The 23,214-nt window shown below is 66.8% G+C and carries 19 protein-coding genes; 9 read left to right on the top strand and 10 right to left on the bottom strand.

The annotated features are described in order from the left end of the window. Positions 1-17: 17 nt before the first annotated feature. Positions 18-251, bottom strand: a complete 234-nt coding sequence (locus tag C8J26_RS10765) for a zinc-finger domain-containing protein (protein ID WP_031393477.1) — start codon at positions 249-251, stop codon at positions 18-20. A gap of 256 nt (positions 252-507) precedes the next feature. On the opposite strand from C8J26_RS10765, the gene C8J26_RS10760 reads away from it, so the two are divergent. Next, complete coding sequence (locus C8J26_RS10760) at positions 508-1,431, top strand: ABC transporter ATP-binding protein (protein WP_107957921.1); 924 nt, start codon at positions 508-510, stop codon at positions 1,429-1,431. A gap of 14 nt (positions 1,432-1,445) precedes the next feature. Here C8J26_RS10760 and C8J26_RS10755 read toward each other — a convergent pair whose 3' ends face one another. Then, positions 1,446-2,114 carry a YoaK family protein gene (locus C8J26_RS10755; RefSeq protein ID WP_107958180.1) on the bottom strand — a complete coding sequence of 223 codons (669 nt, stop codon included), beginning with the start codon at positions 2,112-2,114 and terminating at the stop codon, positions 1,446-1,448. Positions 2,115-2,296: 182 nt separating this feature from the next. Between C8J26_RS10755 and nadB the strand changes: the two genes are divergently transcribed. Beyond that, positions 2,297-3,874 (top strand): L-aspartate oxidase, encoded by a 1,578-nt coding sequence (gene nadB, locus C8J26_RS10750; protein ID WP_107958178.1) that lies wholly within the window; start codon positions 2,297-2,299, stop codon positions 3,872-3,874. A 118-nt stretch (positions 3,875-3,992) separates the two neighbouring features. After that, entirely contained in the window at positions 3,993-5,105 is a 1,113-nt protein-coding gene (locus C8J26_RS10745; RefSeq protein ID WP_107958176.1) for a serine hydrolase, read from the top strand. Positions 5,106-5,258: 153 nt separating this feature from the next. Here the strand turns inward: C8J26_RS10745 and C8J26_RS10740 are convergent, their stop codons facing one another. The 5 genes from C8J26_RS10740 to hflK all read right to left on the bottom strand — a co-directional run bounded on the left by C8J26_RS10740 (position 5,259) and on the right by hflK (position 12,065). Then, positions 5,259-6,488: a M20 metallopeptidase family protein gene (locus tag C8J26_RS10740; protein ID WP_107957919.1), complete on the bottom strand. Its 1,230-nt coding sequence runs from the start codon at positions 6,486-6,488 to the stop codon at positions 5,259-5,261. A gap of 174 nt (positions 6,489-6,662) precedes the next feature. Further along, positions 6,663-8,306 (bottom strand): helicase HerA-like domain-containing protein, encoded by a 1,644-nt coding sequence (locus C8J26_RS10735; protein ID WP_107957917.1) that lies wholly within the window; start codon positions 8,304-8,306, stop codon positions 6,663-6,665. Between the two features lie 110 nt (positions 8,307-8,416). Next, positions 8,417-9,970 (bottom strand): Do family serine endopeptidase, encoded by a 1,554-nt coding sequence (locus tag C8J26_RS10730; protein WP_107957915.1) that lies wholly within the window; start codon positions 9,968-9,970, stop codon positions 8,417-8,419. 101 nt (positions 9,971-10,071) lie between these two features. Continuing rightward, a complete protein-coding gene (gene hflC / locus C8J26_RS10725; RefSeq protein ID WP_235516902.1) occupies positions 10,072-10,938 on the bottom strand; it encodes a protease modulator HflC in 867 nt (288 codons plus the stop codon). Further along, on the bottom strand, positions 10,935-12,065 hold the full coding sequence (gene hflK / locus C8J26_RS10720) for a protease modulator HflK (protein WP_107957913.1): 1,131 nt from the start codon (positions 12,063-12,065) through the stop codon (positions 10,935-10,937). The genes hflC and hflK overlap by 4 nt, the downstream gene beginning before the upstream one ends. Before the next feature lie 70 nt (positions 12,066-12,135). On the opposite strand from hflK, the gene C8J26_RS10715 reads away from it, so the two are divergent. From C8J26_RS10715 to C8J26_RS10695, 5 genes are all read left to right on the top strand, one after another. Continuing rightward, on the top strand, positions 12,136-13,086 hold the full coding sequence (locus tag C8J26_RS10715; RefSeq protein ID WP_056416726.1) for an Mrp/NBP35 family ATP-binding protein: 951 nt from the start codon (positions 12,136-12,138) through the stop codon (positions 13,084-13,086). Positions 13,087-13,184: 98 nt separating this feature from the next. Further along, entirely contained in the window at positions 13,185-13,616 is a 432-nt protein-coding gene (locus C8J26_RS10710; RefSeq protein ID WP_107957911.1) for a CoA-binding protein, read from the top strand. A gap of 55 nt (positions 13,617-13,671) precedes the next feature. After that, a complete protein-coding gene (locus C8J26_RS10705) occupies positions 13,672-14,007 on the top strand; it encodes a hypothetical protein (RefSeq protein ID WP_199860984.1) in 336 nt (111 codons plus the stop codon). A 68-nt stretch (positions 14,008-14,075) separates the two neighbouring features. Then, positions 14,076-14,447, top strand: coding sequence for a hypothetical protein (locus C8J26_RS10700; RefSeq protein WP_235516900.1), 372 nt, complete (start codon positions 14,076-14,078; stop codon positions 14,445-14,447). Positions 14,448-14,462: 15 nt separating this feature from the next. Further along, a complete protein-coding gene (locus C8J26_RS10695) occupies positions 14,463-14,927 on the top strand; it encodes a hypothetical protein (RefSeq protein WP_146168812.1) in 465 nt (154 codons plus the stop codon). A gap of 223 nt (positions 14,928-15,150) precedes the next feature. On the opposite strand, the gene C8J26_RS10690 is transcribed toward C8J26_RS10695, so the two are convergent. After that, entirely contained in the window at positions 15,151-16,440 is a 1,290-nt protein-coding gene (locus tag C8J26_RS10690; protein ID WP_107958174.1) for a homoserine dehydrogenase, read from the bottom strand. A gap of 91 nt (positions 16,441-16,531) precedes the next feature. Here C8J26_RS10690 and C8J26_RS10685 point away from each other — a divergent pair, with 91 nt between their 5' ends. Beyond that, positions 16,532-19,279, top strand: a complete 2,748-nt coding sequence (locus tag C8J26_RS10685; RefSeq protein ID WP_107957905.1) for a [protein-PII] uridylyltransferase — start codon at positions 16,532-16,534, stop codon at positions 19,277-19,279. Between the two features lie 114 nt (positions 19,280-19,393). Here the strand turns inward: C8J26_RS10685 and C8J26_RS10680 are convergent, their stop codons facing one another. Both C8J26_RS10680 and C8J26_RS10675 read right to left on the bottom strand, forming a co-directional pair. Next, on the bottom strand, positions 19,394-22,312 hold the full coding sequence (locus C8J26_RS10680; protein ID WP_107957903.1) for a TonB-dependent receptor: 2,919 nt from the start codon (positions 22,310-22,312) through the stop codon (positions 19,394-19,396). A 444-nt stretch (positions 22,313-22,756) separates the two neighbouring features. Then, the gene (locus C8J26_RS10675) at positions 22,757-23,077 is read right to left on the bottom strand and encodes a DMT family transporter (protein ID WP_056416700.1); all 321 of its coding nucleotides are present in this window, start codon (positions 23,075-23,077) and stop codon (positions 22,757-22,759) included. Positions 23,078-23,214: the final 137 nt, after the last annotated feature.

Genomic DNA, 23,214 nt, shown 5'->3' with positions numbered 1-23,214 from the left:
CGATAGATATAAGGGGCTTAGCGGCCCGCGCCATCCCCATGGTCGCGCAATGTCGACTGGTCCGCGCCATCGGCGGCCCCGCCGACCAGGATGAAGCGCCGGTCGCAATAGCCGCAATCGACATAGCCGGTCTCGTCGATCTGCAACCACACGCGCGGATGGCCGAGCGCTGCGCCGCCGGGAATGTCGGTGGCGCCATCGCAGGCGACGCGGGCGTGGGTGACGCGGGTGGTTTCGAGCGGCGGATGCATGCGGGCGCGATAGCAAGCGCGGGCGGGGCGGGCAATTGGTTCTTCTGTGTCACGGAGAAGGAAGGATTTGTTCACGCGGAGGCGCGGAGGTGTTGCGCTTGTCGCGAAGTGACCCTCACATCAGGAACGGCCGGACAGGAAGTGCGTCTCCCGACCGACAGGCTGGATACGACATCTCCGCGCCTCCGCGCGAACAAATCTTCTTTGCGACGCCCGAGGGGATGACCCGCCCTTCCCGCCCCGCTATGCCGCAGCCATGACCGAAGCCGCGATCGCAATCTCGAATCTCTGCAAGACCTACGCCGGCGGAAAGCGCGCGCTCGACGGCGTGACGTTCGACGTCCCGCGCGGCCAGATCTTCGGTCTGCTCGGCCCGAACGGCGCGGGCAAGTCGACGCTGATCAACATCCTCGCAGGACTCGTCAACAAGACCGACGGCAACGCCGCGATCTGGGGCTTCGACACCGACGAGCATCCGCGCAACGCCAAGGCCTCGATCGGTATCGTCAACCAGGAGATCCTGTTCGATCCGTTCTTCTCGCCGTTCGAGACGCTGGAAATCCAAGCTGGGCTTTACGGCGTGCCCAAGGCGAAGCGCCGGACGATGGAGCTGCTCCGCGCGGTGCATCTGGAGGACAAGGCGCACGCCTATGCGCGCACGCTGTCGGGGGGCATGAAGCGCCGCCTGATGGTGGCCAAGGCGATGGTCCATTCGCCCCCCGTGCTCGTGCTCGACGAACCGACAGCGGGAGTCGACATCGAACTGCGCCAGCAGCTCTGGACCTATGTCCGCAGCCTCAATGCGGCAGGCGTCACGGTCGTCCTGACGACGCATTATCTGGAGGAAGCCGAGGAGCTCTGCGACCGGATCGCGATCATCAACAACGGTCGCCTGATCGCCAACGAACCGACGCGTGAGCTGGTCGGCAAGGCGCAGGAGAAGATCGTCGCGGTGACGGTCGACCGCGACGTGACCGATATCCCCGCGAACATTTGCTTCGAGAAGATCACGCTCAAGGGCGATCGGACGCTTGAGATCACATACAAGAAGGATCGCGTCAACGCTGGCGAGGTGCTGGCGGCGATCCAGGGCGGCGGGTTCGGGATCGTCGACGTCTCGACCAAGGAACCCGATCTCGAGGACGTCTTCCTGAGCCTGACGCGCGCCGCCAACGCCTGACATCACGGCAGGCGCTACACCGCGGGCCGGTGTCGTGCGCCTGCGGGTTCGGCAGGACCGAGCGCTGCGGCGTAGCCAGCGAGCGCGATCGCGACCAAGGCGGCGATCCACAATCCGTCGGTGCCAAGCCGCGCATAGGCGAGCGCACCGCCGATCGCCCCGCCGACCAGCGCGGCCCATAGCACCAGATAGGGCAGCCACGCCCAGCGCGGCCCGCCGATCAGCGCGCCCGCCAGACGCTGGCCGAACTTGACGAGCGTTCCGGTCATATAGGTCACGCCGATGCTGACCTCGCCCGCGCGCTGGAAGACAGTGTTCGCGGATCCCATCGCCGCTGCCATCATGGTCGTCGTCCAGCCGATCGAGGCGCGGCCGTCGATGCCCGCCGCGATCGCCAGGACTGCGGCGACGAAGACCAGGACGGCGGACTTGCGATAGCGGCCGGCGATCTCGGACAGCAGCGTGCCCGCGACAACCCCGCCGACGAACCCGAGCACGAGCCGCCCCGCCATCGCCGCCATTGGCGGATCGAGCACCGCGCCGACCGCAAGCTGGGTCGAATTGCCGCTCATGAACGACACGAACAGGCCACCCAGCTTGAGGAAGCCGATCGCGTCGACATAACCGGCCATGCCCGACAGGCCGGCGGCGAGACTCCAGAAGCGCGCGTCATAGGTCTTCACGCGCTCCAGCCTAGGCGCGATCCGGTCCGTGTTCGACCCCCGGAACTCGGGTTCGCGCATCGACGCGGCTTGGCGTCTGCGGCAAACCCTGTCCTGCCGCCCCGTTTTTGTGCCACAGCGGCGCAATGCAGGATTTTCTTCCCTCGTCGCGCGACGATACGCGGCCTTCCGACACGACCGGCATGACCAGCGATATCCTCATCGTCGGATCGGGTGCCGCCGGACTGACAGCCGCGCTTACGCTCGCCGATCGGCTTACCGTGACGGTGCTGGCCAAGGGCGCGCTGAATGAAGGGTCGACCGCCTGGGCGCAGGGCGGGATCGCCGCGGTGCTCGAACCCGGCGACACGTTCGAGAATCATGTCGAGGACACGATGGTCGCGGGCGCTGGGCTCAACGACCGCGCGATCGTCGAGATGGTCGTCGAGGGCGCCCCCGCCGCGATCGAGCGGCTCAGCCGTCTCGGCGTGCCGTTCGAGACCGAGGGCAACGCGCTCCACCTGACGCGCGAAGGCGGGCACAGCCATCGCCGGATCGTCCATGTCGCCGATGCGACCGGCTGGGCGGTGCAGGAGGCGCTGCAACGCGCGGCCGAGGCGCATCCCAACATCACGCTGGTCCCCGATCAGATCGCGATCGACCTGGCAACCGGGCGGCATGAGCTACGCTATTCGGGCGCGGGCAATGTGTGGGGGGTGTACGCGGTCGACCGCAAGACCGAGCGCGTTGGCCTTTACACCGCGCGCGCGACGATCCTGGCGACGGGCGGTGCGGGGCGGACCTATCTGTTCTCGACCGCGCCGCGCGGCGCGACCGGCGACGGGATCGCGATGGCATGGCGGGCGGGTGCGCGGGTCTCAAACATGGAAATGATGCAATTTCACCCGACCTGCCTCTACAATCTGGAGGTCAAGAATTTCCTGATCACCGAGGCGGTTCGCGGCGAAGGGGGGCGGTTGATCAACCCGTCGACGGGCAAGCGCTTCATGACCTATTACGACGCGGCGCGGATGGAACTTGCCCCCCGCGATATCGTCGCGCGCGCGATCGACGCGGAGATCAAGCGCTATGGTCTCGACTACGTCCATCTCGACATCAGCCACATGCCCGCCGACTTCATCCGCCATCACTTCCCGAACATCCACGAGAAGCTGCTGACGGTCGGCATCGACATGACGACGCAGCCGATCCCCGTCGTCCCTGCGCAACATTACACGTGCGGCGGGATCGTCGTCGACGAGCATGGCAAGACCGACCTGCCCGGCCTGTATGCCGCGGGCGAATGCACCGAATCGGGTCTGCACGGCGCGAACAGGCTGGCGTCCAACTCGCTGCTCGAATGCTTCGTGTTCGGCGAGGCGGCCGCGGACAGCATCGCCGCCGCGTGGGACAGCCTGCCCCCGCCCCCGCCGATCCGCCCCTGGGACGAAAGCCGCGTTACAGATTCGGACGAAGAGGTGGTGATCAAGCAGACCTGGACCGAAATCCGTCGGTTCATGTGGAATTACGTCGGCATCGTCCGCACGACCAAACGGCTCGAACGCGCGCAGCACCGGATCAAGCTGCTCAACGACGAGGTGGCCGAATATTATCAGCATTTCCGCGTCACGCCCGACCTGATCGAACTGCGCAACCTGCTCCAGACCGCCGAGCTGATCGTCCGGTCCGCGCTGCACCGGCATGAAAGCCGCGGGCTGCATTTCACGCTCGATTATCCCGACACGTTGCCCGATGCGGTCGACACGGTTCTCGTTCCCTGACCGCGGCGCGATTGGGCGCAACCCCCGCGCGCTTCGTCGCAGCGGTGCGGAGGCGCTGTTTCGCGCGCCCGAGCAACCGATAAGGATCGATGCTCCAGTGCAGGGCCTTCAATCCATCATGACATCGGCGAGTGCGTTCAAGCGTCTTCTGGCAACCACCCTGTTCGGTGTGGCACTCGCCGGATGTGGATCGGCATCGCGGCCCACCCCGCCTGCGGTCAGCCCGGTGAATCAGGCCGGGGGATTCGTATCGATTCCGGTGCCGCCGCCGCTGCCGCGCACGGCGCGCCCCGCGCCTGCCAGCCTGGTCAACGCGATTTCCGAATTGCAGAGCGGCTTCCAGGGGAAGGCGGGAATCGCGGTGCGCGCGGTCGACGACGGCTGGACGGTCGAGGCGGGCGGGCGCCAGTTGCTGCCGCAGCAGTCGGTCAGCAAGCTATGGGTTGCGCTGACCGTCATGGACCTGCGCGATCAGGGCAAGATCCGCCTCGACGAGCCGATCGTCGTCCGCCCGCAGGACCTGACGCTGTTCCACCAGCCGATCGCGATGCTGGTCAAGGGCGATGGCTATCGCACGACGGTCGGCGACCTGCTTACGCGCGCGCTGACGCATAGCGACAATACCGCGAACGACCGGCTTCTCACGCGCGTCGGCGGATCGGCCGCGGTGCGGTCGATGATCGCGCGCAAGCAGCTCGGCGCGATCCGGTTCGGGCCGGGCGAACGGCTGTTGCAGAGCGGGACCGCGGGTCTCGTGTGGCAGCCATCCTACGCGGTCAATGGCGGCTTCCTGACCGCGCGCAACCAGCTGTCGCCGGCGGTGCGCGCCGCCGCGCTCGACGCCTATGTGCGCAATCCACCGGATGGCGCTGCGCCGATCGCGATCGCCGATGCCATTGCGCGGCTGGCAAAGGGGGATCTCCTGTCCGAGACCTCGACCAAGATCCTGCTCGATACGATGGGCCGGTCGGTCACCGGTCGTGCGCGGTTGCGCGCCGCGCTGCCCGGCGGGTGGGAGATCGCGCACAAGACCGGGACGGGGCAGGATCTCGGGCGGCGCAACGCGGGCTTCAACGATGTTGGGCTGCTGACCGCGCCGGATGGGCGTCGCTACGCGATCGCGGTGATGATCGGCGACACGATCCGGCCGATGCCGGAGCGGCAGAAGCTGATCCAGAATGCGGCGGCCGCGGTCGCGAATTATGCGGGGACTACGCGGCCGCTGAACTGACACCGCCCCTAGAACCCGATCACTACCCCCGTCATCCTGACGAAAGTCAGGATCCAGAGCCAAGCACGGCATCGCCCGTAACCCTGAATCCTGACTTTCGTCAGGATGACGGAGTGGGGGGACGCCGCGGAATGGGGGATGCGGCGCGCGCCCTCAGTCGAAGCCGTTCGTCAGGAACCGCTCCGCCACCGCGCAGTGCATCGCGATCCCGTGCGCCATCACGCGTTCGTCGATCGTCATCTTGGTGTTGTGGAGCGGCGGGTTGGTGCGCGGGTCGCTCCCCTCGGGCGCGGCGCCGATGAACGCCATCGCGCCGGGGAGCTTCTGGAGCACGTACGAGAAGTCCTCCGCGCCCATCATTGGCGGCATCACCTGATAGGCGCCCTCGCCGCCGATCGCGGTCGCACACGCCTTCATCAGGTCGGTGGCGCGCTCATCGTTGACGGTGACCGGATAGCCTTCCTCGATCGTCGGCGTGCCGACTGCGCCGTGGGCCGCTGCGATGCCCTCGACCATGCGGATGAACGCCGCGCGGACCTGTTCGCGAGTCCGCTCCGACAGCGTGCGCATCGTGCCGAGCATCTCGACGGTCGACGGGATGACGTTGTGCGCGGACCCTGCGTTAAGCTTGGTGATCGACAGCACCGCAGGATCGGTGACCGCCACCTGCCGCGCGACATAGGTCTGGAGCGCGGTGACGATCTCGCACGCGATCGGCAGCGGATCGAGGCAATCGTGCGGCATCGCCGCATGCCCGCCGCGCCCGGTGATCGTCGCGCGCAGCGTATCGGTCGACGCCATCAGCGTCCCCGCGCGGCTGACGACATGACCCATCGGCATGTTGGGCGAGATATGCAGCGCGAACCCCGCCTCGGGCAGCGGCGCATCGAGCAGGCCGTCGGCGATCATGTGGCGCGCGCCGTGATGCCCCTCCTCGCCGGGCTGGAACATGAAGACGACGGTGCCGGGCAGTTCGTCGCGGCGTGCGCACAAGGCCTTCGCCGCGCCGACCAGCATCGCGGTGTGCGAATCATGGCCGCAGGCGTGCATCGCGCCGTCGATCTTCGAGGCGAAGGGGAGCCCGGTTTCCTCCTGCATCGGCAGCGCATCCATGTCGCCGCGCAGCAGGACCGTGCGGCCGTTGCCGCCGGCGGTGCCGCCGCGTCCGCCGCGCAGGATCGCGACGAAGCCGGTGGTCGAATTGCCCTCGCGAATCTCGAGCGGGAGGCCGGCGAGCGCGGCCTTCACCTTGTCCGAGGTGCGCGGGCAGTGGAGGCCGACTTCGGGGTCGGCATGGATCGCGCGGCGCAGCGTGATCGCATCGTCGAGGCTGTTCTCGCCGATGCTGGTCCAGTCGGTGGTGGATTCGAAATCGAGGGACATGGTTTGACTCCTTGAACGGCTTGACCATCACCCCGGCGAAGGCCGGGGCCCAATTGGGAAGGTCGATGTGACGGAGCGCCTCCCGACGTTACCTCCGTTCCCCAATTGGGCCCCGGCCTCCGCCGGGGTGGTATAATTGTTTTGAGGGCAGCCCGCCCCCGGTCACGCTGCAGTCTACCCCCGGAACAGCCCGCCTAAAACCCCGCGCAGCACGGTGCCGACCAGGCCGCCGCTCGACGACCGCCGGCGCGACGTCGTGCCGAACACCTGTTTGCCGATCTCGTTCGCCACCTGCCGGCCGATCGACGAGCTTGCGGCCCGCGTCGCGGACGTCGCCATCTTGGTCCAGGGTGAGTTCGCCGCCTCGCGATCTGCTTCACGTTGCTGGCGATCCGCCTCGCGCTGGTCCGCGACGCGCTGACGCTCCGCCTCCTTCGCCACCCTTGCATCGAGCTTGGCCTGCGCGGCCGCCGCCTTCTCCGCCTCGGTCGTAGCCTTCGCCTCGGCGGCCGCGGCGCTCGCCTCCTCGGTCTTGGCCGCGAGCAATTCCTCCGCCGATTCGCGATCGACCAAAGTGTCGTATTTGGCGCCGATCGCATCGGTCTCGATCATCACCTTGCGCTCGGCGGGCGTGATCGGTCCGACGCGCGACGCGGACGGCTTGATCAGCGTACGCTCGACCGGGGTCGGCGCGCCGTCGGGCTGGAGCAGCGACACGAGCGCCTCGCCGACCTTCAGCTCGGTGATGACCGTGGCGACATCGACGCCCGGATTGGCGCGGAACGTCTCCGCCGCCGCGCGCACCGCCGCCTGGTCGCGCGGCGTGAACGCCCGCAGCGCATGCTGGACGCGGTTGCCGAGCTGGCCAGCGACGGTGTCGGGAATGTCGATCGGGTTCTGCGTGATGAAATACACGCCCACCCCCTTCGACCGGATCAGCCGGACGACCTGTTCGATCTTCTCGAGCAGCGCCTTGGGCGCGTCGTCGAACAGCAGATGCGCCTCGTCGAAGAAGAAGCACAGCACCGGCTTGTCGGGATCGCCGACCTCGGGGAGATGCTCGAACAGCTCGCTCATCAGCCACAGCAGGAACGTCGCGTACAGCTTGGGTGAAGCCATCAGCTTGTCGGCAGCGAGGATGTTGACGATGCCCCGACCGCGATCGTCGACGCCGATGAAGTCGTTCATCTCGAGCGCGGGTTCGCCGAAGAAATTCTCCGCGCCCTGGGTGCGCAGCTGGAGCAGCGACCGCTGGATCGCGCCGATCGACTGCTTCGACACGTTGCCATAGGTGACCGTCAACTCGTCTGCACGGCCCGCGCATTCGGTCAGCATCGCCTGCAGATCGTCGAGGTCGATCAGCAGCAACCCCTCCTTGTCGGCGACGTGGAAGGCGATCGTCAGCACGCCCTCCTGCACGTCGTTCAAATCCATCAGCCGCGACAGCAGCAGCGGCCCCATCTCGCTGATCGTGGTGCGGATCGGATGCCCCTGCTCGCCGAACAGGTCCCAGAACTGCACCGGATTGTCGGCATAGGCCCAGCCGTCGTCGCCGATCGCCTTGGCGCGCTCGGCGAACGTCGCATGCGTCTTGGCGGTCGGCGATCCGGCCATCGCGAGGCCCGACAGGTCGCCCTTCACGTCGGCGACGAAGCACGGCACGCCGTTTGCCGAGAACCCCTCGATGATGCCCTGCAGCGTCACCGTCTTGCCGGTGCCGGTCGCGCCCGCGATCAGGCCGTGGCGGTTCGCGCGCTTCAACGCCAGCGTCTGCGGCTTGCCGTCCACGCTCGCGCCGATGAAGATGCCGTCGCTCATGCTCTCGTCCTCGTTGTCCGGCGCCGATCCTATCCCCGTAGCCTACAAAGAAAAAGGACCGCCGCTCGGGTGAGCGACGGTCCTTTCGGGTCAGTCGTGTCGGTCGTGGATTACTTGATCTTGACCGGCAGGAACTGTGCCGGGCTGCGTCCACGCTTTACCTGCAGCAAGACCTGCGGGCGACCCGCGGTCTTCGCGGTGTTGACCGCGTTCTGGAGGTCGGCCGCGGTGCGAACCGGCGAGCCGTTGACCGACATGATGACGTCGCCGCGCTTCAGCTTGCCAAAGGCGTCGCTGGTCTGCGCAACGACGGCGATGACGACGCCCTGCGTGCTCGCCTCGACGCCGACCGCCTGCGCGATCGCCGGGGTGAGCGGCTGTACGCCGATCCCGAGCACAGCGCCCGCCGTCGGTGCGGCGGTGGTGGCATCATCGCCGTCATCGCCATCGTCGGTGCCGAAGCCCTGTGCGTCGCCGCCCAGCGTCGCTGCCAGCTTGTCCGCGCTCGGACGCGGCACGACGACCACGTTGGCGACGACAGGCTTGCCGTTGCGCAGGATGTCGAGACGCGCGGTCTGGCCCGGCTTCACGTTGGAGACGAGGTAGGACAGCGACTGGTCGACCGTGACGACCTGGCCGTTGACCTTGGTCACGACGTCGCCTGCGCGGACGCCGGCCTTCGCCGCGGGGCCACCTGCGGTCACGTCGTTGATCAGCTCGCCCTGGTTCTTGGCGATGCCGAGTGCGGCTGCGGTATCCTCGTTGATCGTGCCGCCCGGCTGAAGCTGGACGCCAATATAGCCGCGCTCGATCGTGCCGCCCTTCATGAAGGTGGCGATGATCGGCTTGGCAACGGCTGCGGGGATCGCGAAGCCGATACCGATATTGCCGCCCGACTGGCTGAAGATCTGCGAGTTCACGCCGATCACGTTGCCGTTCAGATCGAACATCGGGCCGCCGGAGTTGCCCTGGTTGATCGACGCATCGGTCTGGATGAAGCGGTCATACGCACCGCCCTGACCGGTGACGCGGTTGATCGCCGAGACGATGCCCGCGGTGACGGTGCCGCCCAGGCCGAACGGCTCGCCGATCGCGACGACCCAGTCGCCGACGCGCGCACCGTTCGAATCGCCGAACTTCACGAACGGCAGGTTGGCCGCGTCGATCTTGAGCAGCGCGAGATCCGATTCCTGATCCTTGCCGACAACCTTTGCGACATATTCCTTCTTGTCGCTGAGCGTCACGGTGATCGAATCGACCGTCGCGCCCTGCGCGCCCGGCGAGATCACGTGGTTGTTCGTGACGACATAGCCGTCGGGCGAGATCAGGAAGCCCGAGCCGAGCGAGGCGCCCTCGCGCTTGACCGGCGCGCCGCCCTGGCCACCACCGCCCATGCCGCCGAACAGGTCGCCGAACGGCGTGCCCGCGAACGGATTGGCCTGCTGCTTCTGGACGATCGTTTGCTTGGTCGAGATGTTGACCACAGCGGGCTGGAGCCGCGCGACCATATCGGCAAAGCTCATCGGCGCGCCGGGCTTGGGGGAGACGGCCTGGATCGCGCCCGGCTCGTTCTGCGCGACCTGCGCACCGCTTGGCTGAAGCGCGAGCGTGGCGGTCGCGCCGCCGAGGAGAAGAGCACTGGTAATGGCGTAGGCGTAACGCACTAGATGTTGTCCTCTCGTTTCATCAATCGAAACAGATCGCCGTTAGGCGGGCCGTCCTGAATGATGCTTGAATATGAACGGCGTTCGAAGGTTCCGCAGGCTTAACGCCCGCGGCCCTCGAATTCCCTCAGATAGCTGTTGTTCGGCGAAAGAATGATCGAGGTCGATCCTTCGGGTGCCGCCCCGCCATCCGCGCCGAACGTGTGCCGGTACGACTGCATCGCGCGGTAGAAATCGTAGAAGTCGGCGTCCTTGCCGAAGCTCTCGGCATAGATCTTCGCCGAATCCGCGTCGGCCTGCGCGCGCACGATCTGCGCCTGCTTCTGGCCTTCGGCGCGGATCGTGATCGCCTCCTGCTGGCGCGCGCTCGACATGCGCTTGAGCGCGCTTTCGAGCGGCAGGCCGACGGGCAGGTTCGCCTGCTTGATGCGGACGTCGACGATCTCGACGCCGTACTGGCTCGCGACGCGCTGCAGGCCCTTCTGGATGTTGTCCATCAGCTCGGAGCGCTCGGGGCTGAGCAGTTCGACGAAGCGCCGCTTGCCGAGCTCGTTGCGCAGCGCCGATCCGAGGATCGGGCGCAGCTGATCGGGGATCCGGTCCTCGCTGCCCACCGCGTTACGCATCTTGCGCGGATCGACGATCCGGTAGCGCGCATAGGCATCGACCTCGAGCCGCAGCTGGTCGGTCGACAGCACGAGCGTGTTGTCGAGTTCGAGATCCTGGACGCGCTTGTCGATCCAGACGATCCGATCGACGAACGGAATGCGCGCGATCAGACCCGCGCCGGTCTGGCCGAACGGCGTATTGGGCTGCCAAGCGTTCACCGTGCGGATCGGCTGGCCGAACCGCAGGATCACCGCCTGCTTGGTCTCGGGGACGATCGCGAAGGTCGATGCGGCGAGGATGACCAACAGCAGCGCAACGATGCCGGCCACGATCGGGTTGCGGAAACTCACGGCGTTCACTGGGCAGCTCCGGACTGGGGGGCAGCCGTCGCGGGCGTCGCCTGGACAGCCTCTGGGTTCGGCAGGCGCTTGGCGTTCGACAACGGCAGGTACGGCACCACCCCGCCCGGCGTCTCGACGATCGTCTTGTCGCTCTTGGCGAGCACCGCCTCCATCGTCTCGTAATACATGCGGCGGCGAGTCACTTCGGGCGCGAGCTTATACTGCTCGTACACCTTGTCGAACGACGCGGCCTCGCCCTGCGCGCGCGCCACGACCTGCTGCGCATAGGAGCGCGACTGGTTGAGGTTGGCGATCGCCTCCTGCTGCGCGGCGGTGACGGCGTTGAAGTCCTCGACGATCCGCGCGGGCGCGGCGGCCTGCTTGATCGCGACGCCCTGGATGCGGACTCCCGACTTGTAGTCGTTGAGGATCTGCTGAGTCAGCTCGGCAACGCGCTGTTCGATGACCGTGCGCCCCGTGCCGATCGCCTGGTCGAGCGTAGTGGTCGCGACCACTGCGCGCATCGCGCTCTCGGCGGCCGCGCGGACGGTGTCGTTCGGCTCGGCGAGCTGGAACACGTAATCGCGCGGATCAGCGATGTCCCAGCGGACCGAATAGGCGAGGTCGATGATGTTCTGGTCGCCGGTCAGCGTCAGATTCTCGCCGTCGCCGACGGGGAAATTGTCGGTGCGGATCTTCTGGACGTCGACCACCGTCACGTCGGCGATCGGCGCGGGCATCGTCAGGCGGACGCCCGGGTCGAGCGTGCCGGCATATTTGCCGAAATAGGTGACGACGCCACGCTGCTGCGGGCCGATCTGGTGCACCGAGGTGAACAGGATCCAGACGACCGCGATGATCGCAACGCCGATTGCCCAGAGCGCACGGGCATTGGCGCCCGACGGCATGCCGCCGAAACCGCCATTGCCGCCACCGCCGCCGCCCGAGCCCCGCGCCTTGCGCAGGAATTCGTCGAGCGCAGTGGGCTTGGCGGCGGGTTTGCGTCCGCCGGGGGGGAGCGCCCATGGATTGCGCGGGCCGTTGCCGCCAGTCTTGCCGTCGTCACCCGAGCCGCCCCAGGGGCCTTTCGGAGTTTCGGTGGCAAGGATATCGGGGCGCTGGAACCAGCGCGAGAAGATCGTCATGCTAACCTTTATAGGTAGGCGGCGGCGGAAAAACAGTGCCAAGCGGCCCCGGCGGCCCTATCTGGCCCCGATGATCGATCTAGAAGCGGTAAAGGCGGCAGTTGCCGCAGTGGCGGGCAAGCGGGCGACCGTCCGGCTCGAAGGGACGCGTGCGGGCATCATCATCGATGCGACCGGGCTCGACCCGCAGGAACGCGATGCGCTGGAAGCGACCGTCCGCATGGCGGCCACTCAGCCCGGCGTCACCGAGGTGCGGATCGCCGTCACTGCCGAACGCTCGACGCGCAGGCTGATCGCGGTCGCCAGCGGCAAGGGTGGCGTCGGCAAGTCGACGCTGGCCGCCAATCTCGCTATCGCGATGTCGCGCGCCGGGCGCCGCGTCGGCCTGGTCGATGCCGATATCTACGGGCCGTCGCAGCCGCGCCTGATGAACGTCGAGGGCACGCGGCCGACCGCCAAGGACAAGGTGCTCGATCCGGTCCCGACGCCGTACGGCGTACCGTTGCTGTCGATGGGGCAGCTCGTCGAGCCGGGCAAGGCGATCGCATGGCGCGGACCAATGGCGGCAGGCGCGCTCGGCCAGCTGGTCGAGGCGGATTGGGGCGCGACCGACACGCTAGTGCTCGATCTGCCACCCGGCACCGGCGACGTGCAGCTGACGATGGTCCAGAAATACCGGCCCGCGGGCGCGGTGATCGTCTCCACACCGCAGGACCTCGCGCTGATCGACGCGCGCCGGGCGATCGACCTGTTCGAGAAGGCAGGGATTCCGATCATCGGGCTTGTCGAGAACATGGCGGGCTATGTCTGTCCGCATTGCGGCGAGGCGTCGGACCCGTTCGGCAATGGCGGCGCGGAGGCGGCGGCGCGCGAACTGGGCATCCCGTTCCTCGGCCGCGTGCCTTTGAAAATCGGGATCCGCACCGCCTCCGATGCGGGTACGCCGCCCGCGGCGGATCCTGATGATCGCATTTTCATGCCGATTGCGGCTCAGGTCGTCGCATGGCTCGGAAAACTGTGAAACCCGCGGGGCTGATCGACGTTGTCTCATTACCGGTCGTACCCGACGCGTAGAGTTGCGGTACGAGCGGACCAGGTTTCCCCCGATAGGAGGCATCGATGCCGTTGACCGCCGATGCCGACATCAAGGCTCTGCTCGAGAGTGCGCGGACGATCGCGATGATCGGCGCCTCCGATCGCCCCGATCGCTCGTCTTACGGCGTGATGGCCAAGCTCCAGGCGCATGGGTACCGCGTGATCCCGGTCAATCCGCAGATCACCGGCGAGCATGTCCATGGCGAGTTCGTGTTCCGCGACCTCTCGCAACTCGGTGACCCGATCGACATCGTCGACATCTTCCGCAATTCGGCTGCGGCCGGCGACGCGGTCGATCAGGCGATCGCGGCTGGCGCGAAAGCCGTGTGGATGCAGCTCGGGGTGATCAACGAGGACGCGGCGGCGCGTGCCGAGGCGGCCGGCCTGCAGGTGGTGATGGACCGCTGCCCCGCGATCGAGATCCCACGGCTGGGCGTCGCCACGATCGGGGAATGACTCTTGCCCCCGCCGACGAACGCGCCCAGTCTGCGCGCCTGTCCGGGAGGCGCTCATGCTCGCGATGCTGTTGTCGATGATGATCGAGGACCCGCTGATGGCCGTCGCGAAGGCTCGGATGGCTGCCGAGCAGACGTGTACCCCGAGCGCTGACGCTACCGATATTACGGTCTGCGGGTTACGGACTGCCGACCGGTTCCGCGTTCCCTTCATCGTCCATGATCCCGGCGATCCGGCGCATGAGAGTCTCCGCGACGAACGCACCCGCCTGCTTCACCGTACCACGCCGCTTGCCGATCTGAGCCCGTTCCAGGTCGGCGGCGGCATGGCAGGCGTCACCATGACCGTCGGGGGCGGAGGCAGCACTTCGTTCCGCAAGCCTGCGCCCTAAGGATTCCGATCATTCTCGCACCCATCCTGTTCGCGCTGCTCCAGCTGGCCGCAACAAGCCCCGCCCCTGTGCCGCCGCCCGTCCCCGAGCGCTTCTCGATCCTGGTCGACCCGTGCGCCACGCAGACGCAGGACGGCAACGAGGTCGTCGTCTGCGGCACGTCGGCGACCACCACCCCGCGCTTGCCGATGCGAGACGATCGCGGGCCGCCCGACCACCCGGTCGCCTCCAATCCCGAACTGAGCGCGGTCCGCGCGCTGCAACTGGAGAACACGCCCTGTGCGGCCACCCAATGGGGATGCCAGGTCGGCTTCGGACCGCCGATCGCCCCGATCGCGAAGGCGGCGGTCGGGCTGATCAAGAGCGCACTCGCGAAAAAGCCGGACAAAAGGGGCCGCGTACCGATCGACCTCGATGGCCCGGTCGGCACCGTCAACTAGGGTGAGGCGCTTGCGATGATCCTAATGACACTGATGCTGCAATCCGCGACCGCATCCGCCACCCCGATAGTCGCCCCGCCGCCGCAAAGCTGGTCGATCCTCACCCCGCCCGCCTGCCCCGGTTCGAGCCCGTCCGAGGTCGTCGTCTGCGGGACCAACGGTACCCCCGCGCCACGCCTCCCGCTCCCCGACGAACGCCTGCCACAGGATCGCCCGCGCCAGCCCACCGGCGATCCGCGCGCGGCGCTCGACAATGCCGGCCCCGTCTGCCCGCCGGGTGGCTGCACCGGGGTCGACCTGCTGACCGTCCCGGTGGTGCTGATCCGGGGCATCGGCGCGCTGATCGATCCGCACAGCTGTTGCGAGAATGGCGAAGGGAAGGATCCGATGGCGCTGCTCCGCGACGTCGGGCGGACATTCCGGAAGAAGCCGGACAAGGCGAACCGAGTTCCGATCGTGCTGGACGAGCCGGTTAGGTAAGTTCGTCCTTCCATGTTTCCCCGCGAAGGCGGGGACCCAGACTGGGCTCCCGCCTTCGCGGGAGAACAAGCGGGAGGTTGCGTTACTGTCCTCCACCCCGGCGAAGGCCGGGGCCTAATTGGTGTGGACGCGGTAACGACGCGTGCCCTTCGTTAGTACCGTCCCCCAATTGGGCCCCGGCCTTCGCCGGGGTGGAGGCCATGAAGGTAGCCGCCTGCCCCGTTCAATCCAGGATATGCATCCACATCGGCTGCCCGACGAGGCTCTGCGACCCGCGCAACTTCTCCAGCGCCTGCGCGATCGAACGTTCGGGGCTTTCGTGCGTGACGATCGCCACCAGCACGCTGCCATCCGAAATCGCCCCGCGCTGGATCAGGCTCTCGATCGACACGCCTGCATCGCGCATCGCCGCCGCGATCTCCGCGAGCACGCCGACGCGGTCCGCCACGGTGAAGCGAAGATAGGCGCGTCCCCGCCGCTCGCCGCTGTCCGCCTTGGGCGCGGCCGACAGCGAGGCGACCGGCATCGCGAACGGAGGCCCGAACTCGCCGCGCGCGATGTCGATCAGGTCGGCGACCACCGCGCTCGCCGTCGGGCCATCGCCTGCGCCAGCGCCCTGGAACAGCAGCCGGCCGACGAAGTTGCCCTCGGCCACCACGGCATTGAGCGATCCGGTGACGTTCGCGAGCGGATGATCGATCGGCACGAGATGCGGATGGACGCGCTGGAACAAGCCGTCCGTCCCCGCTTCCGCCAGCCCCAGCAGCCGCACGCGGTAGCCGAGCGCCGCCGCCTCGGCGATGTCGGCGCCCAGCAGGTGCCGGATGCCGCTGATCGCGACGTCGTCGAACGCCGGCTGCGTCCCGAACGCGACCGCCGCCAGGATCGACAGCTTGTGCGCTGCATCGACGCCATCGATGTCGAAGCTCGGATCGGATTCGGCAAACCCAAGCGCCTGCGCTTCGGCGAGCACCTCGGCGAAATCGCGGCCTTCCGATTCCATCTTCGATAGGATGAAATTGCAGGTGCCGTTGAGGATGCCGTAGACGCGCGCGATCTCGTTCGCCGCGGCGCCTTCGCGCAGGCCCTTGATGACCGGGATGCCGCCCGCGACCGCCGCCTCGAACTTCAACGCGACCCCCGCGGCTTCGGCCGCCTGCGCCAGCTCGAGCCCGTGATGCGCGATCATCGCCTTGTTCGCGGTGACGAAATGGCGTCCCGCAGCCAGCGTGCTGCGCGCCAGCGTCAGCGCCGGGCCGTCCGACCCGCCGATCAGCTCGACCACCACTTCGGCGCCCGGCTGCTTCGCCAGCGCGGTCGTGTCGTCGACCCAAGCGAACCGCGACAGATCGACGCCGCGATCCTTGCCGCGGTCGCGCGCGGAGACCGCGACGATCTCGATCTCGCGCCCGGCCCGTCGCGCAATCAATTCGCGGTTCGCATCCAGCAATCGGATGACACCGCCGCCGACGGTCCCGAGCCCGGCAAGGGCCACACGCAATGGTTCGCTCATTTTCGTCCTCCACTCGCGCGTCCGGTTACGTTTCGCGGGCAGTTTGCGCAATCCTGATGACGCATGGCACTGCGCACCCTATCTGGGCGCAATGTCCGGCCGCTTCGATCACCTCCCCAACCGTCGCACGATCATCGATCGCCGCGCCGTCGCCGAAACCATCGCAGCGCTGGAGGGCGTCGATCCCACCGCGCTGCGCCGCGACGCGACCATGTTGCTGAAGGCGGCGCTCGAGAAAGGCCGGATCGAGGTCGAGCGCCGCCTCGTCGAACATCCGTCGCGCGGGCTCGAAGCGTCGAGCGCGCAGGCCTATCTGATCGACCAGCTGCTGCGCATCCTGTTCGATTTCACCACGCATCGACTCTACCCGCTCCCCAACCCCACCGCCGGCGAGCGGCTCACGCTGATCGCGGTCGGCGGCTATGGCCGGGCCGAGATGGCGCCGCATTCGGACGTCGATATCGGCTTCCTGACGCCCGGCAAGCAGACGCCCTGGGCCGAGCGCGTGATCGAATCGATGCTGTACGCGCTGTGGGATCTCGGGCTGAAGCTCGGCCAGTCCAGCCGCTCGCTCGACGAGATGGTGCGCCAGGCCAAGGCCGACGTCACCGTGCGCACCGCATTGCTCGAGGCGCGCTTCGTCTGCGGCGACACCGAGCTGTACGAACAGGCCTCGCACCGTTTCAAGACCGAGGTCCAGGCCGACACCGCACGCACCTTCATCGCCGACAAGCTCGCCGAACGCGATGCGCGCCACCGCAAGATGGGCGACACGCGCTACGTCGTCGAACCCAACGTCAAGGAGGGCAAGGGCGGGCTGCGCGATCTCCACGCGCTGTTCTGGATCGGCAAATATATCTACGACGTCCAGCGCGCCGCCGAACTGGTCGAGGTCGGGCTGTTCACCAAGGCCGAATATCGCCTGTTCCACCGCGCCGACAACTTCTTCCAGGCGGTGCGCTGTCATCTGCACAGCATCACCGGCCGCGCCGAGGATCGCCTCACCTTCGACCTGCAACGCGAGATCGCCGACCGGATGCGGTTCTCCGATCGCCCGGGCAAGTCGAAGGTCGAGCGGTTCATGCAGTTCTATTTCCTGCAGGCCAAGACCGTCGGCACGCTCAGCGGCGTCTTCCTCGCCCATCTCGACGAGAAGTTCGCCGCGCGCGGACGGCGCTTCGGCCTGCCGACTATCCGCCGCTCCCCGCGCAAGCTCAACGGCTTCGTGCTCGATCGCGGCCGGCTCGCACTGCCGAGTGACGACTTTTTCCAGGCCGATCCCGAACGCCTGATCGAGATCTTCCAGCTCGCCGACAAGCACGGCGTCGAGATCCACCCGCTCGCGATGCGCGCCGCCGCGCGCGACGCAAAGCTGGTCGACGACGTCCGCAACAGTCCGACCGCCAACGCGCTGTTCCTCGACGTGCTGACGTCCCCGCGCGATCCCGAACTCGTGCTGCGCTGGATGAACGAGGCGGGAGTGTTCGGCCGGTTCGTGCCCGATTTCGCGCGCGTCGTCGCGCAGATGCAGTTCGACATGTACCATCACTACACCGTCGACGAGCACACCATCCGCGCGATCGGCCTGCTCGCGCGGATCGAGAACGGCGTGCTGAAGGAAGATCATCCGCTCGCCAGCGCGATCTTCGAACAGATCGTGTCGCGGCGCGCGCTGTACGTCGCGGTGCTGCTGCACGACATCGCCAAGGGCCGTGGCGGCGATCATTCGATCCTGGGCGCCGAGGTCGCACAGCGGCTGTGCCCGCGCTTCGGGCTGACGCCAGCGGAAACCGAAACGGTCGCCTGGCTGGTCCGCTGGCACCTGCTGATGTCCGCGACCGCGTTCAAGCGCGACCTCAGCGACTTCAAGACGATCCTCGATTTCTGCGACGTGGTGCAGAGCCCGGAGCGGCTGCGGCTGCTGCTCACGCTGACGATCGTCGATATCCGCGCGGTTGGTCCGGGCGTGTGGAACGGCTGGAAACGCCAGCTGCTCGGCGATCTGTACGAAGCCGCGGAAGAGGTCCTCCGGCTGGGCCACAAGCAGAAGGGGCGCGCCGAACGGATCGCCGCCAAGCAGGACCATCTGCGCGACGCGCTCGGCTGGGACGCGGAGTCGTTTGCGACGCTCGTCCACCGCTTGCCCGAAGCCTATTGGATCGCCGAGCCCGAGGACGTGCTCGCGCACAATGCGCGCTTTCTCGCGACGACGTTCGATGCGCAGCTCGCGATCGACGCGCATGTCTATCCGGGGCGCGGCGCGACGCTGGTGACGATCTACGCGGCGGATCATCCCGGGCTGTTCTACCGTATCGCCGGAGCGATCCACGTCGCGGGGGGCAACATCATCGATGCGCGCATCCACACGACGCGCGACGGGATGGCGGTCGACAACTTCCTCGTCCAGGATCCGTTCGGGCGGCCGTTCGATGAATCGGGCCAGCTGTCGCGGCTGAAGACCGCGATCGAGGATGCGCTGGCCAACCGCGGCAAGCTGGCCGACCGGCTGGTCGCCAAACCCCTGCCCCGCACGCGCGCAGAAGCGTTCGACATCGTTCCCAACGCGCTCGTCGACAACAAGGCGTCGAACCGCTTCACCGTGGTCGAGGTCAACGCGCGCGACCGGCCCGCGCTGCTCAACCAGCTCGCCAACGCGCTGTTCCAGTCGAAGGTGACGATCCACTCCGCGCATGTCGCCACCTATGGCGAGCGCGCGGTCGATACGTTCTACATCACCGACCTGACGGGCGACCGGATCACCCAGCCTGCGCGATTGAAGACGCTGGAACGGCGATTGCTCGCGGCGGCAGCGGGCGAGGATATCGACCTCGCGGCGTAGCGATCACTGCGCATCCTCCGGCGTCCCCGCGCCGTCGGGAATGACGCGGCGTAGGACACGAAAAAGCCGGCCCGCAGAGACCTGCGAGCCGGCTTTTCCCGTTAGGCTACCCGATCAGAAGCGCGAGCGCAGCGTCAGGCCGTAGGTGCGCGGCTCGGCGAGGAAGGCCGAGTAGAGCGCGTTGCCGGTGCCGCCATAGGCTGCGACGTTGGCCGACGACCCAGCACCCTGGAACGGCGTGTTGAACGCGACCTGGATGTAGTTCTTGTTGAACACATTCTGTGCCCAGAACTCGAGTGCCCAGATCTGGTCCTTGCCGCGCAGACCGACGCGGGCGTTGACCACCGCAAAGCCATCCTGCTTCTTCTCCGGCGCCAGATCCGACCCGGTGTTATAGTCCGACGACAGGCGGCTATCGACGTAGAACAAGCCCGACAGGCCGTTCTTGCCGATGTCCGGCGTCCACGCGAACGACGTGGTCACGACGTTCTTCGGGGCGTTCGACAACTGGCTTCCCGGGAGCAGGAAGAGAGCGCGGTCGAGCGCCTCGCCGGTGGTCGAGCTGCCGACCAGGTTCTTGCGGGCAAACGTGTCGGCATAGGTGTAGCCTGCGGTGAAGGTGACCTGCTTGATCGGCGACATGGTCGCTTCGAGCTCGACACCCTGCGAGATCACGCCTGCCTTCTTCGCCCGGTTCGGGGCGCAGGTGCCGGTCTGCGCACCGGTGACGGGGTTGAAGCCGTTATCGCTGTCGAGACCGTTGAGGTTGTCCTTGCAGCCCTGGACGTTCTGCACGACGAAGATCGAGCCGTTGAACGTGTTGAGCTGGAAGTCGGTGAATTCCTGGCGGAACGCAGCGACGTTCAAGGTAAACTGGCGCGTGTTGAACTTCGCCCCGATCTCGTAATTGTTCACCTTCTCGGCGTTGAAGCGCAGGCCAGCCGCATCGGCGTTGCTGCGCGCCGAGAGCACGCCGTTGACGCCGCCCAGATCGGACCGGTCGAGATTGTAGCCGCCCGCCTTGTAGCCCTTGGCATAGGAGGCATAGGTCAGCAGCTTGGTGAACGGCTTCCACGAGAGGACCGCCGTGCCGGTGAATTCGCCGTCACCAAAGCTGTCGTTGAGGTTCAACCCGTTCAGCGCGGTGCTCGAATTGCCCGTGCAGGTCAGCGTGACGATGCCCTGTGCGAACGCCGTCGCGCCGCTCTGAGTCCGGGTCAGGGGCGCGAGCGCTGCCTGCTGGATCGGGCAGACGCTGTTGTTGTTGTTGAACTTGGCGTTGAATTTCTTCGTTTCGTGCGTGTAGCGAAGACCGCCCGTCAGCGACAATTTGTCGGTCAGGTGAAGGATGTTGTGCGTGAAGAACGCGTAGTTCTCGCTCTTCTGCCGGTAGATCGAGCCCGAATCGCCGACGTTGTTCACGCCGCCGCCAAGCCCCGGACCACCCGTCAGCCGATCGAGTGCCGAGGTGATCAGCCCACCCGCCGCGCCGAACGCACCGGTGATCGTCGCGCGGCCAATGGCGCTCATGCAACCCGGATTGTTCTGGTTCTGCAGCGCCACGTTGGGGCTAACCGTCGCGACGAGGCGGCAAGCCGCGAACTGGCCGTATTGCGAGCCGAACACCGCATTGTCGACGAGCTTCAGATTCTCCTTCGAATAGAAGCCGCCGACGAGCCAATCGAGCTTGTCGTTGAACAGCGAGCCCTGCAGTCGCGCTTCCTGCGTGAAGGTGTGGAACTGGCGATACGCGTTGCCGTCGTCGGCGCGGTGGGTCAGATCGATGTTGGTATAGTCGATGTCGCTCGCATTGCCCGACTTATACTCGCGGTATGCGGTGATCGAGGTGAAGGTCGCGCCGCCCAGATCCCAGTCGGCCTGCACCGAGCCGCCATAATCCTTGGTCGTGTTGCGATAGGTCTGGCCCGGAGTCACCGCGACCTGGCGGCTGAACGGATCAGCCTTGTTGCCCGCGAGCGGGAACACCGCACCTTGGCGACGCAGGATATCGACGATGCGGTTGCTCGCATTGTTCGTGACCGCGCCGTCGGCGTTGACGGTGCCGAAGAACGGCGCGACGCCAGCGGTATTCGCCGTGGGATCGGTCGTCTCGACCTGGCTGTAATAGACCGCGCCGCAGCAGCTTTCCTTGCGATGCGAATAATCGCCGATCACGCGGAAGCTCAGCTGGGAAGTCGGATTGAACAGCAGCTGGCCGCGAACGAAATAGCGATCGCGGTCGTTGATGCGGCTTTCGGTGCCGTTGGCGGCGGTGACGTTCTTGTAGAAACCGTCGCGCTTCACATAGACGCCGTCGACACGGAAGGCGAGCTTCTCGGCGATCAGCGGTCCGGTGATGCCCGCTGCGATGCGCTTCTGATCGTAATTGCCATAGGTCGCCTCGGCATTGCCGTGCCAATCGAACTCGGGCGAGCGCGTGATGATGTTGATCAGGCCTGCCGACGCGTTGCGCCCGAACAGCGTTCCCTGCGGACCGCGCAGCACCTCGACCCGGTCGATCTCGCCGAGTTCGTTGAGGCCGACGCCGGTGCGGCTGCGATAGACACCGTCGATGAACACCGCGACCGAGCTCTCGAGGCCGGGATTGTCGCCGACCGTACCGATACCGCGAATACGCGCCGACGCGTTCGATTCATTGCCCGTCGACGAGATCAGCAGCGACGGCGCGAGCTGGTTGAGCGAGCGGATGTCGCTGCCACCGGAATTCTGGAGCGCGGCCTGACCGACCGCGGATACCGCGATGGGTACGTTCGACAGACGCTCCGAACGGCGGGTCGCGGTGATCACGATGTCGCTCGAGTTGCCGGTCTCGCTAACTGCGCTGGCAGCACTGGCTGCGCGCGTCGTGTCGGCGTCCGTCGCGGCGTTGGTCTGGCCATCTACCGATGCATTCGCCGTCCCCTGCGACGGCGTGGTCTGCGCCTCGACGGTCGAAGTCGCCTGCTGTGCAAAGACCGGCGTGACGAGCGTCGTGGTTGCTGCTGCGGACAACAGATATGCGATCATGCGCATCGGCGTTCTCTCCTGAGTGTTCGAACTTTTCGAACTTATGGTTTGGACGTTAGGTAGAGGCCTTCTGTTGTTGGCGTCTAGCAATTTCCGCAAACGGAAACCGATTTTTGAACATTGTGTCTCAAAACCGCCACAGAGTGACAGGCAGCAAACCCTAGTTTCAAATCACAACTGGTTTGACAGGATTGTCGTAAGCCGGTGCGGCGGCTGGAAGCACCCCGCGAGGACGTGCAAGCGTAGCAATGTGACGGAGCAGACAGGCCGCCGCCACTACGCGCAGGAACTCTTCAAGGCATTCGTCCGCCCAGAGGCTGCAGAGCAGGCCTAGCAGCCTCATAGGGGCGCCTCGCGCACGCCACACAGCACTAAGCGCCCCCCCCGCGGACGCGGGGGGCGCTAGGCACTAGGCACGATCAGACTATTAGAGAGCGGCGCGCCGCCGGGTCAGGCCTGCGCGAAGACCTTTGTTCCGACGATCCCGACGACGGTGAGCGCCATGAAGCAGGCCTGGATACCGCTGACCTTGTCACCGAAGAGCAGGACGCCGCCGATGATGACGCCGATCGCGCCGGCCCCCGTCCAGATGGCATAGGCCGTGCCCGCAGGCAGGCCGCGCATTGCCAGCGCAAGCAGGCCCATGTTGACGAAGCTCAGGATGATCGGGACGCTCGACGCCTGCCACGTGGCGATGGTGGCTGCCCATTTCAGGCTGAGCGCCCAACAGATTTCGGTGACGACGGCGACCGCGAGGATGAGCCAGGACATGATTCTTCTCCAACGGGCTCAGATTGGAGACTCGGCCGCCGGAAACCCGGGAAGAGACGGCCGTCAAACATGTTTGCGTGGGAGGGACACGTGCCCTCACCGTCCCACTGCTGCGCAGCGGGCCCTTCCTCTCCCGC

It is taken from the genome of Sphingomonas aurantiaca, from assembly GCF_003050705.1.
In the GTDB taxonomy this organism is placed as follows: Bacteria; Pseudomonadota; Alphaproteobacteria; order Sphingomonadales; family Sphingomonadaceae; genus Sphingomonas; species Sphingomonas aurantiaca.
Note: the sequence above shows the minus strand (reverse complement) of the source record. Positions and strands in the feature narration are given on the sequence as shown.